The 12,359-nt window shown below is 40.6% G+C and carries 7 protein-coding genes; 3 read left to right on the top strand and 4 right to left on the bottom strand.

Annotated features, from left to right (window positions below; genetic code table 11):
- Positions 1-338: 338 nt before the first annotated feature.
- From BLR53_RS11845 to BLR53_RS11830, 4 genes are all read right to left on the bottom strand, one after another.
- Entirely contained in the window at positions 339-1,868 is a 1,530-nt protein-coding gene (locus BLR53_RS11845) for a RagB/SusD family nutrient uptake outer membrane protein (RefSeq protein WP_074589933.1), read from the bottom strand.
- A gap of 18 nt (positions 1,869-1,886) precedes the next feature.
- Positions 1,887-4,928 carry a SusC/RagA family TonB-linked outer membrane protein gene (locus BLR53_RS11840; protein ID WP_074589930.1) on the bottom strand — a complete coding sequence of 1,014 codons (3,042 nt, stop codon included), beginning with the start codon at positions 4,926-4,928 and terminating at the stop codon, positions 1,887-1,889.
- Positions 4,929-5,290: 362 nt separating this feature from the next.
- Positions 5,291-8,590 (bottom strand): TonB-dependent receptor, encoded by a 3,300-nt coding sequence (locus BLR53_RS11835; protein ID WP_074589928.1) that lies wholly within the window; start codon positions 8,588-8,590, stop codon positions 5,291-5,293.
- A 309-nt stretch (positions 8,591-8,899) separates the two neighbouring features.
- Positions 8,900-9,310 (bottom strand): VOC family protein, encoded by a 411-nt coding sequence (locus BLR53_RS11830; RefSeq protein ID WP_037438664.1) that lies wholly within the window; start codon positions 9,308-9,310, stop codon positions 8,900-8,902.
- 199 nt (positions 9,311-9,509) lie between these two features.
- Between BLR53_RS11830 and BLR53_RS11825 the strand changes: the two genes are divergently transcribed.
- From BLR53_RS11825 to BLR53_RS11815, 3 genes are read left to right on the top strand one after another with little or no spacing between them, the layout of a single operon-like run.
- On the top strand, positions 9,510-10,640 hold the full coding sequence (locus BLR53_RS11825; protein ID WP_074589926.1) for an acyltransferase family protein: 1,131 nt from the start codon (positions 9,510-9,512) through the stop codon (positions 10,638-10,640).
- Entirely contained in the window at positions 10,612-11,514 is a 903-nt protein-coding gene (locus BLR53_RS11820) for a GNAT family N-acetyltransferase (RefSeq protein WP_074589924.1), read from the top strand. Before BLR53_RS11825 ends, BLR53_RS11820 begins: the two co-directional genes overlap by 29 nt.
- Before the next feature lie 41 nt (positions 11,515-11,555).
- A complete protein-coding gene (locus BLR53_RS11815; RefSeq protein WP_074589921.1) occupies positions 11,556-12,236 on the top strand; it encodes a VIT1/CCC1 transporter family protein in 681 nt (226 codons plus the stop codon).
- The last annotated feature ends 123 nt before the right edge of the window (positions 12,237-12,359 follow it).

Here is a 12,359-nt window from a genome sequence, read left to right as displayed (position 1 = left end):
AAATTCAGCATATTTTCTTTGAGCGGTCTACTGGATATCATAATGAGAGTTTTATGTTTTTGTTAATTATTTTTTATAAATATAGGGAGTATAGATCACTTACACAATTAAATCTACCAAAATAGTAGTATTAATTATTAAAACACTGATATATAGGTTATTAATATTTTAAACATGTTACAAATCTGTCTTAAATTATGTTGCACGATCCTTTTCAGGCCCAGAATCAGCCTGCTCACCTTAATGTCTTAACGCTTAATTAGCGATGTTGTCCGGACAAATGGCATCTGCTATATCTGATCTTTAAATATAGCAGATGACTTTGCATTTAAGCTACCTTATTCTGCGGGTTTCCAACCCACATTCGCTGCAGTCGCTGTCTCCCCGTATTTTCCTTTTTCATTAAAATAATCTTTACCTCCAAAAGTATAAACCGGTTGTTTCACAAGATCCAGCTGTAACTGAGGAATTGGATATTCAGTGGGGGTTCCGCCTACCAGCAGGTTATTACGCCGCATAAAAGTGAAAGGGATAAATGCCCCCCCTGCCCCATCGATTTCTATCGCATATTCGTAATGCAGAGCCTTTCTCAAACTGTCTTCATCTGGAGCAACATTAGGCAGACCTCCGGCAGATTTTCTGGATGCCGTAGCTTCATTCAACAGGTTCGCTGCTCCCGAATAATCCTTTAACCAGAATTTAGCTTCAGATTTCAACAGTCTGAGCTCTTCAGTAAGGAAGTATGGATTTACTGCACCCGGGGTATTTAAGGTATTCGCTACATTAAACCATCTTACACGGGTGTAATTGGTAAACAAGCCACGTCCCCGGGACTCAATCAGAATTCCGAAACTGGTCGAATATCCAAAATACTTATAGAACCGCTGATCTTCACTCTCAATAGCGGGCAAAATACCAGTCTGCGGATAAATCTTAGGTGTTTTTCCTGTCTTATCAGCAAGATAAGCAACTTTCAGATCCGGTGGAAGCCAGCCTGAGCCATCAGAATTACGCTGTAGCAAGTTAGTGAGCAGCTGATTATAATAACCGCCCGTAACAGTGCTTATCATATAATCCTGAGTGATTCCTTTTTCCGCATATTGCAAAACTTTCGTCCAGTGCGCGCTTCCGAGTTTTTCAGATTCTTCTATATCCCTGGACTCCGAGGACAGAATACGTGCCGCCATGGAATTGGCCAGCCTGATAAAGTTTGCTTTGTTTAATGTCTGACCTCTTAAAAAATCAAATTTAAAGCTCTGATTAGCTTCAGCCAATGTAATTGATTTATCTATAAGTCTGATACTGTTAGCGATAAGTGCTTTATAGGAGTCTGGAAAATCTTTAGTTGTCAGATTTGCATCATCGACAATAATACCTCTGTCGAAAATCACACCGAGATATCCCTGAGCCACGCCTTTTGCATAATAAGCCGCAGCAAGGCAATCATCAGTACGGTCTACGCCTTGAGTATCAAAAATGCGCTTGCCTTGTTTTTCTATGATATCAACAGCCAGTGTTGCATCCAGGTTAGCCTGGTATAAGTTGTTATAAAAGGTATTCCAAGTAACTGCGCCCCGGTAAGAAGTGTTATTATTTAAACGCAGACGGGGCTCATTAGCGAAGTCCCACCAGGACGAATTACCATTGGTATTTGTAGTCTGATCTGCCAGCAAGCTGAAATGCGTTCCGGCAGAACTTGTCGAAGTTGAAAAAACAGTCTGAACACTGCTAGTGGTAAGTTTAAGACCAAGATCTCGGATCTGATCAATGGCTTCCTGATTAGTAAGCGTTGTTGGATTATCGAAGTCCGTTTTCTTACATGCTGTGAACAACAAAGGCAGTAGTAATATATAGTATGGTATTTTCATGAGTTCAAGGATTAAATCTTAAAAGTTAAGTGTCAGTTTCGCGCTGTAAATGCGGTAAGCCGGGTAATCGTAGAAATCCTGATCGCCTTCCGGAGTTACTCCCGTAAAAGAAGTCCAGGTATATAAATTACGTCCGACCAGAGAGAATCTTGCTGCGCTCAGTGCTTTATGAATGCCTAAAGATTTTAAAGGTATTTTGTAACTCAGTGAGACTTCCCTCAATGACACATAACTACTTTTCCTGAGCCAGTAATCTGTCGTTTGCTGCGCGTTGAAAACCCCTGTAGTAAAGGCTAAAGGTAGTCCTGCTTCCGCAGCCTGATCTGAAAATGGCGATCTATACTGGTAAGTGAGATACTGCTGGGTCTCATTATACTTCTGCCCACCTTGTTTCCAGTCCAGCACTGTATAAAGCGACAGTGGCCCAAGGTTGAACGTATTAGAAAATCCGATCACAAAATCTGGTTGTGCATCCCCTATGACTTTGGAGTTTCCGGTCGCTGCATTTTCGTAAAGTAAAGGAGTTTCAGTTGCAGTGCCCATCAGGCTCTTCAAAACTACAAAGCCTAATTTATTGACTGTAAAATCTGACAATGGATGAATCCCTCCAGCTGCGTTGGTAACAACGTTATTATTATTTGTCTCGAGTTGAGACAGATTTGTCAGAATACTATATCCGTAAAAGGCAAATGGGCTTACACCTTCTGCTTTCCGGAAATCACCGTCTGTAAACTCAGGGATCCCGCCTAAAGAGGTTATCGTAGAACGGATACGGCTAAATGTCAACCCTGAATTCCAGGTAAACCTGCTGTTGGTAATTAAATTACCGTTCACCTCCAGCTCGAGTGAATTTGATTTCACAGCACCTAGGTTGCTATAAATTTTTGCTGATCCATTCGTTGGGGCAAAGGGAGGCACAAGAATAAAATCATTTTTACTATTAGAAAATGCATAGTTAGCCTGCACATTGATTTTATTAAAAAACTGTGCGTCAATTCCAAATTCCAGTTCTGAAGTAATAGCGCGTTTAAGATCTGTATTTTCGCGACGCTGATAGCTTACACCACCTGAACTGGTTAAAGAAACAAGACTTTCTTTAGCACCAAATGGCGGCAGACTTCCTGCTTTACCATAAGCTACCCGGAACTTAAGTTCATTAAGCTTACCAAGATTTACATCCTGAGTTAACCGGTAAGCTGCAGAAACTCTTGGGAAAAATGCTGTTCCTACAGCGGTTCCGAATCTGGAGCTGTTATCCAGACGTCCTAATACATCTAAAAAGAACTTCTCTTTCCAACCAGCTTTCAGGTTCAAAAAGTAACCGTAATTCACAGTTTGCTCCCATGTAGATTTAATATCACGCGTGTCTGCTGCTGCTGCTTCGAGACTTTTAACGGGGGCACTCAGGTTGTAACCGGAAGCAGATAATGAGGTCTCCCGGTTTTCTTCATAAACTGTTTTTAAAGTGGCTCCAAATTCCAGATCACCGATACTGTTATTATAGTTTAACTGTGCCTGGCCGTTTTTGGAATTTATTTTACGGTTAAGCTCACCATAATAACCGTTATTACGGGTAATATCTGCTGAGATTGTCTGATACCCGATAGGATAATAATCAGACTGATTATAATTCTCATTTTGTATGGATCCGTATACTTCTGCACTCAGCTTATCGGAGATCTTATATCTCACTTTCAATCCGGCAAGCAGGTTATCGGTATTATTTGCATATTCCCGGTAGCTAAGCTGGTAAAAAGGATTATTTACATTGAAATTCTGAATGTCAAATCCATAGGGTTTGAATGCATATTTACCGCTTGCATCTTTTTCCTGAAGGTTGATAAACGGTTCATATAATGATGTCGCATACAGTAAAGAACCGCTCCCGCTTGAGGTAATAGACGCCGATGGTTTCACAGTATTAAAATACTGCAGGGTCAGATCAAATTCCAGATTCTTTACTGGTTTATAACCAAAATTGAACAATGCAGTCTGGCGCTTATCGGCACCAACTGGTTCTGCAACCCCTCCTTTATACTGGTTCTGAAAGGATGCATATAAGTTATATTTCTCCCCGGAAGTGGATACCGAAACGTAATTGGTAAAATATGGATTGTTATTCAGCATATTATTTACGTTGTCATAGGTGTTCTGGTACGGATGCAGGTTTAAAGAGAAACCGTTTTCTTGTACATCCAGGGTTCTGGCATTGCCGTTTAAGACGAATGACCCATCAGGATTAACTTTAAAGTGGTGAAACTTTGAAGTCGGAGGCACATTCTGTACATTACTTAACCCAAGTTCATTATCAATAACTATATTCACCTTGCCCATTCCACGGCCTTTTTTTGTGAGGACCTGAATGATCCCGCCTTCACCCCTGGTTCCATATAAAGCGGATGCCGCAGCCCCCTTTACAATCTCAATAGATTCGATATCCTGGGGGTTCAGGTCTGAAAGGCTTAAAGCTGTTACAAATCCGTCTATAACCAGCAATGGTGCAATATTTCCAGACACGGATTTCGCCCCCCTGAGGTATACTGTTGCATCTCCGTTACCTGCAGACTGGCTAATCTGAATTCCGGCTACCTTTCCGCGCAGACTCTGCGCAGCATCTGTACCGGGAACTGTATTAATCTGATCGGTACTGATTTTTGTGAGTGCGAAGCCCAGTTTCTTCCGGCTGGTACCTTCGGCTACGCCGGTAACGACCACATCTGACAAAGTTTTTGAGTCTTCCTGTAAGGTGATTTGCAAATTCGTATTCCCCCTGGCTGGAAGAACCCTGGGCAGATATCCTATAAAATTTACGCTGATACTGTCTGAGCCAGCAGGTAAGTTAAGGGCGAATTCCCCTTTATGGTCGGTAATGGTTCCTGCTTTTGTGCCTTTGACTTTAATGGTTGCACCGGAAATGGGTAATTTATCGTTCTGTCCGGTTACACGGCCCCTTATTTCCTGGCCTGAGACCTGAAAACTAAATAAAATTACTGTAGAGAACAGCCATATTATCTTGTGGAAATGGCATAGCTGTTTCTGAACATGGAGAAATATTCGCATATTTAAAATGGTTTTTTAATGATTTAATTAATTAACTGGAAGATTCCGGTGCGTGATTGGCGTTACATTACCGGTTTCTGATACTAAGCCGGCAAGATATTCTTGCCGGTTTGTTTTTGTCTGGTAAGTTTATTTCATATGTTTCTTTAAGGTGGTTTAAAAAGTGGACGAATCCCTCAGTCTTTCTTTATAAGAATAATGATGAAGAATACAGTAATCGGCACAAATATATAAATAGACTACTAAATTACTAGTCTTTTAAGGGATTAAATATAATTCTCTTACAGACCAGGTTAAAGTGCATAAAAAACCCGGCTGATTGTGTAATCAGCCGGGTTTAAAAAGTTTGAAGGAACTAAGTATTAAAAGCTGTATCTCAAGCCAAACTGCATTTGAAAACGGGAACCAAAGAAGTCTTTTGAATAGGTACTCGTATTTGCCTGATCAAATGTATAAGTTGGATTTACCGTAGCGGAACCAGGAGTTGCTGCTTTTAAACCAATACTTGCCATAGAGTTATAAGTATTTGGAGAGAAATATTGAACACCCCAGTTTTTATTAAGCAGGTTCGTCAGGTTTACAATATCATAAGTAAAAGTAAGGCTCTGCTTTTTAGCACCACTTCCTGCAACAAAGATATCCTGTGAGAAACGAAAATCTGCCTGTACGTTCCACGGCGTGCGCGCTCCGTTGCGTTCTGTGAACTGACCTCTTCTTGTTTTCAGATACTTATCATCATCAATAAACGAATCGAAAGCTGCTACCTGACTGGCAGCCGTTACCAATACCGCTCCGTTCGCATCTTTCAGATCGGTAATGAAATTAGCCGTTTCTCCAGCTTTTGGAATATACATTAAACTTACGTTCTGCCCTGTTCCATTGATTGTAGTATTTAGTAATCCATAAGAATATGGTGAACCTGATTGTGCACTGAAGAACAGCGAGAAGTTCGACACATACTTACTCTCACGATCCCAGGCATGTCTGAAATTAAGGGTCGCCACAATACGGTTACGGATGTCAAAATTGGAATAAGCCAGTTGCGGATTATTCGGACTTAATGACTGGTTCAACTGCCAGTTGGATTCCATTGAGTTACGGATACCATTAGTGATATCTTTTGACTGTCCGTAAGTATAAGCTCCCATTATATCAAGACCGAAAGGGAATGATTTACTTACCTGACCGGTTAAGCTGTAACGATATCCTTTTCCTGTATTTGACAATAGATAGGCATTGCTATAAGCTGAATTAATCGCCTGGTTATTATTCACTTTCTGATAAATCGGCTGCTGATGATTTACATCATAAGGATAGTAAATCGGATTATCCAGGAAGTTAATCTGTTGAAATTTAAGATCGTGTATAACTTTAGTATAAATACCTTCTACCGTAAACTTCCAGTTATCATCTGTCTTATAATCAAATGCAAGACTTGTTCTCCAAGTTTTCGGCATTTTAAAGTTATTGTCAATCAGATCGACCTGAGTCGCCCCATTGGCATCATTAACATTTACACCTTGCTTAGAAACGTAACCTGCCTCACCGTTTCCTGTTAATGCGTCTTTAATCGGGTCTGAACCTGGTGCCGGCTTTACTGGTGAGGAACCTGTATAAGTATATTTCTTATCAAATCCGCCGTAAGTAACTCCATTATTATAATAAGCATAACCTAACCATGCGAATGGAACACGTCCGGTAAATAATCCGCTACCTCCGCGTAATACCATCTTCTGATCACCATTAATATCATAGTTAAAACCAACTCTTGGTGAGATCTGAATCTGTCCCAGGAAATCATTTTTAATATCTTTTGGAAGTGTGTAGGTAAATGTATTACCGTAATTAGGGTCTACAGGCGCATTGACTGTTTTATCGCTCAAAGGCTGTTTGTTCGGCAGATCTGCCAGATCGAAACGCACACCGTAAGTTAATTTAAAACGGTCTGTCACCTGGTATTGATCTTCTCCATACACACTATACATATTCAGCTTAAATTCCGCCGGTGGATTAGACATAATATAATCCCTTGAATTGTCTGTATAATTAAAGTTTGTACGGACGCGGTTTGGTTTATTGGCCAGGAAATCTGCAACATTTGAATAAGCAACCCTACCGTTCCATGCATTTACAAAACCATAGTTGATATTATACAATTCATTGTGTGTACCTATTGTGAAAGTATGTTTTCCTTTGGTAAAAGTATAGTTATCCGTGAATTCAAAAGTCTTCTGCTTCATATTGAATATACTGGCTTCGCGGTCTGTGCCCAAAAAGATAGTTCCACCGCGTCCGCCGATTTCTATTTGTGGAATAGCAGGATCTGAAGTTGGGTCTCTGAAATCATGAATATTGGAATACCCGATTACCAGACTATTAGAAGCATCATTCGATAGTCTGCTTTTTAATTCAGCAACTGTGGAACTCTGATTGTTAGTTTGTTTATAATCTATACCGCCAAATCTGAAGTTGGCCTGATCACGCTCTAAATTCGTCGCTGTAGAGCGAATGGTATTATTACGGATCGTTAACTGATTTTTATCGTTAATGTTCCAGTCCAAACGATTAAAGAACTTATTTGATTTCGCATAGATATTATAATCTCCTGCTGAACCTGCATCAATTCCATAATTGGTCTTCATGTAATTGGTAATCAGGTTTGCCTCATCGGCAGTAATTACTTTCATATCGGGAGATCCTGCACCTAAAATAACCGGATCCTGACGTCTGGTGATCTCTTCATTAGTAAAGAAGAACAGTTTGTTTTTAATGATCGGGAACCCTAATCTGAATCCGGTCTGATAATCATGGAAGGACGATGGCTCTTTACTATTATCACCAGCTTTATTTCTGCCAATCAGTGATGCGTTACGCCCATAACCATAAATGGATCCTGAAACATCGTTGGTACCGGAGCGTGTAACAGCATTTACACTACCGCCCGTAAAATTTCCAATTTTTACATCATAAGGTGCCAGCAGAACCTGAACATCCTGGATTGCATCTATAGACACCGGATTAGTCCTGGTACTGCTTCCTGGCATGCCCGAACTCCCACTTTGCCCACCTAAGGACGGGCTGAAGCCAATCGCATCGTTATTAATTGCACCATCAATAGTAACATTATTATACCTGAAGTTCGTTCCAACAAAAGAGTTGTCTTTACTCCCCTGTGGAGTAACCCGCGTTACATCTGTCAAACTCCGGCTTACGGTAGGCATATTTTTAATCTGCTCTTCGCCGATACGGGTACCCGCACCTATTTTAGTACCACCTCTTGTGCCTGCCACTACAACTTCGCCAAGCTGCGTACCTTCATCTTCTAGTGTGATATCAAGACGCTGATCTGCACCCAGACTGAGATTGATATTTTCTTTTTCCTGTTTACTGTAGCCTACATAGCTGACCGTTACTTTATATGGTCCACCGGGGTTTAAATTATTTACCCGGTAAGCACCTTCTGCGCTGGTCATTGCACCGTATTTTGTACCGGTAGGTACATGAATAATGAGTACGCTTGCTCCTGGAATAGCTTCCCCTTTAGCATCGCGTACTTTACCGTTCATACTTGATGTAGTTACCTGTGCGCTTACGCTGAATCCTGCACATATAAGTACCATCAGGATTAAGTGTTTTAAGTTGATAGTAAGTATCCTCTTCATTTTGCTGATTTTGTTTTCCCAAAAAAAGCGACCCAAGATGATCTTAACATTAATTCCATGTTAATCTATTTCTGAATTAACATGGAATTAAAATGAGGTTAAAACGGAATTAAAACTAAATTAAAACAGGCCTCTGAAGTATTTATTGCAAAGATCGGTAAAACATCATTGAACGATCTTCTTAAAGAGACCCTTTCCAATCCCCTTAATTTCCGGTTAAGTGTATATTAAATTTATGTTAACATGATCAGATTCGGAAGGAAACCTGCGGGAACCAATAAATTTCCGCTTAAAATTCAGCTGATTTTATCAATTCATAGAGTGAAAACCAATCGGATTTCCTTCTGTGTCAGCGCAAATCCCGCAGAATCCATACTGCCCTATCGACATCTTCTGGTTAAGCACCTTTCCACCCGCTGCTTCGACACGCGATATTTCCAGGGCACAGTCGTCACATTCAAAATAAATAAGTGATCCACCTTTACCAGGCCCCATCATTGATGATTTAACTAGAGCCCCACTAATACCTGGCGCGTCCATTACTCCGGGAAAAAACAGCATTTCATAATTTTCATCACACTCTTCTTCATTCCCAACTACCTCGGGTTTAGGCATATGCTGCATTTCAATATCCAGCACAGTCTGATAAAACTGTTGGGCTCTGCCCATGTCTTCTACATAAATCTCTGCCCATGCAAAAGGATTTTTAAAATTTGTCATCTCTTTAAGGTTTTTGTTTTGTCCACATATATTGTCCTCGCGCCAGAGGATTGGTTTCTGTTCTATATAAAGATCAGTTTAATTCACCGGGAAATTGATAGGCAAAAAGGACAAAAGAAAGGTGTGTTTGAGTCAATCCTTAACGCTGTAAATTGATAGAATGGTTATTATTTGTTAACCTTGATAGTATATATTCCAAATGACTGTACAAACTACAACCCAAAACACATTGCAAAGCAAAAAACACTTTGAAATTCTGGATGGCCTCCGAGGGGTTGCAGCTATCGCAATTGTGCTCTTTCATTTTATGGAAGTGGCTTATTCGGATTTCAGCCAGAATTTTATCGCACATGGTTTTTTGGCTGTAGACTTTTTTTTCTGCCTGTCAGGCTTCGTGATCGGATATGCATATGATGACCGGATTGGTAAAATGGGCCTCACCGCTTTTTTTAAAACCAGACTGATCAGATTACATCCGCTGGTTATTCTGGGTTCTGTACTGGGTCTGCTGGCTTTCCTTTATGATCCGTTTGGTGGTCATCCGGAGTTATACAGTACCGGAAAAATTGTTATCATTTTCTTCAGTTCAATCCTGCTTATTCCCTATCCGGTTGTAGATGAACGTTTCTTCAATCTTTTTGCCCTTAATGCACCATCATGGTCTTTATTCTGGGAATATATGGCAAATCTGGTCTATGCTTTTATACTTTGCAGAACTGGCCGCAACATTATATTTTTACTAACAGCAATTGCGGCAGTTGCCGTATTTACCGTTGGTTATCAGAAAGGTTCTTTATTGGGTGGTTGGGATGGTTCCAGTTTCTGGGATGGTTTTATCCGGATTTCTTATTCTTTTCTCGCCGGGTTATTAGTTTACCGGTCTAACTGGATTATTAAAAATAAACTTGGTTTTTCCGGACTCTCTATTTTGTTATTACTTGCATTTATTATGCCTCATTCGGAGTGGAACTGGCTTACACAACCGCTTGTCGTACTCTTTTACTTCCCACTTCTTATTTCGTTAGGGGCCGGAGCTGCACTCAGTGAAGGGCTTAAAAAGATTTGCTTGTTCTCCGGACAGATTTCTTATCCTTTATACATGACACATTATGCCGTAATATGGATGTTCTTTAATTATTATACAACCCATAAACCCGGACCTGCACAGTTATTCTGGATTATTTCCGGCGGCATTATACTATTAATTACCTTTGCATATCTTGCAATGATACTTTACGACATCCCGGTGCGCAATTATCTGACCCGAAAATTTAAAAAAGGACAAATTACTCTTGCAGCATATGAGAAAAACAACAATAATCCACGATAATGAGTATGAAATCGTAAGTGCCTACAGAGATAATACGCTACTGAGACACAGCTTCAATGACTTAACTCAGCAAACTTATAAATTTGACTTTGAAAATTGGTTTAACCTGGGATACTGGGGTGAAAACTATATACCCTACTCCTTAGTAAAAGACAATAAAATCGTAGCAAATATTTCCGTGAACATTATTGACTTTGATGTTCATGGAGACAGAAAGCAATATATTCAAATAGGAACGGTAATGACTGATAGAGATCACCGCAATCTCGGTATGAGCAGGTTCCTGATGGAGCTCGTCCTCAATGAATGGGAGTCTGAAACAGATTTGATCTATCTATTTGCAAATAATACTGTTCTGGATTTCTACCCTAAATTTGGATTCCAGTCCATCAGTGAATATGAATATACAAAGTCCGGTCCTTTTGGAAGAACTAACACCGGAGTTGTACAACTGGATATGTCCAATGCAACGGCCCGGCAAACCTTATATGATATTGTCGACAAATCTGTGATATCTGCAAAACTATCCATGCTGAACAATCCTAACCTTGTCTTATTTTACTGCACTTCTTTCATGCGGGACCAGGTTTTTTACATACCCGACTTACATGCAATTGCAATTGCAGAATTTGAAACAGGAATCTGCTACCTGCATGACATATTCTGCCGGGAACAAATTTCCCTGGATGATGTGATTAATTCAATTGTCCGTAGCGACACAAAAAAAGTAGTTCTAGGCTTCGCTCCTGCAGACTCTTCTGCCTATGATATTGAAATACTGACCACAGAACCCGATACGCTTTTTGTTAAACCGGGTATAGCTGAGCTTTTCGACCGGGAGCTATTAAGGTTTCCGGTCTTGTCTCATGCCTGATTTTAAGGCGTCTATTATTAGCTTTAAATTATAATATCATTATGGAACTTGAGGAACATTATACCAACAGGAGTGGGTGGCTAAGGGCAGCAGTTTTAGGGGCTAATGATGGTATCCTGTCGACGACCAGTCTGGCTATCGGCATCGCTGCGGCGAGTACGACAAGGGAACCTATTATCCTTGCGGCACTCGCCGGCCTTGTTGCCGGCGCACTCTCCATGGCGGCTGGAGAATATGTTTCTGTAAGCTCCCAGTCAGATATCGAAACCGCGGACCTGAACAGAGAAAAGAACGAACTGGATACAATGCCGGAAGTTGAGCTGAAGGAACTTGCGAAACTATACATAGAAAGGGGTTTGGATGAAGAGCTTGCCACGCAGGTGGCCATACAGCTTTCTGCCCACGATGCTTTAGGTGCACATGCTAAAGATGAACTTGGTATCAACGAAATTACCCAGGCTAAACCAATGCAGGCGGCCCTGGCTTCAGCAGCGTCTTTTGTAACGGGTGGAATGCTTCCGATGTTGGTGTCAATCTTTGCCCCATTAGATCTAATGGTCGTCTACCAGTACAGTTTATCTATTATTTTCCTGGCCCTATCAGCATTGATCGCAGCCAAAGCCGGAGGTTCGAGCAGAAGCAAAGCAGTAATCAGGATCTGCTTCTGGGGAACCGCAGCAATGGCAATGACAGCATTTGTTGGCTATCTATTCGGGCAGTAAGATAATTTGCCTCACAAATTATCGCGCTTGAAGTATAAGAAAGAGTGCAAACCCTACGCGGATTACGATATAAAATGTATTATTTGATTCTTTTATTTTCTTTTAAAAACTGTTCCACTTTTT

This window comes from Pedobacter antarcticus, assembly GCF_900103515.1.
In the GTDB taxonomy this organism is placed as follows: Bacteria; Bacteroidota; Bacteroidia; order Sphingobacteriales; family Sphingobacteriaceae; genus Pedobacter; species Pedobacter antarcticus.
Note: the sequence above shows the minus strand (reverse complement) of the source record. Positions and strands in the feature narration are given on the sequence as shown.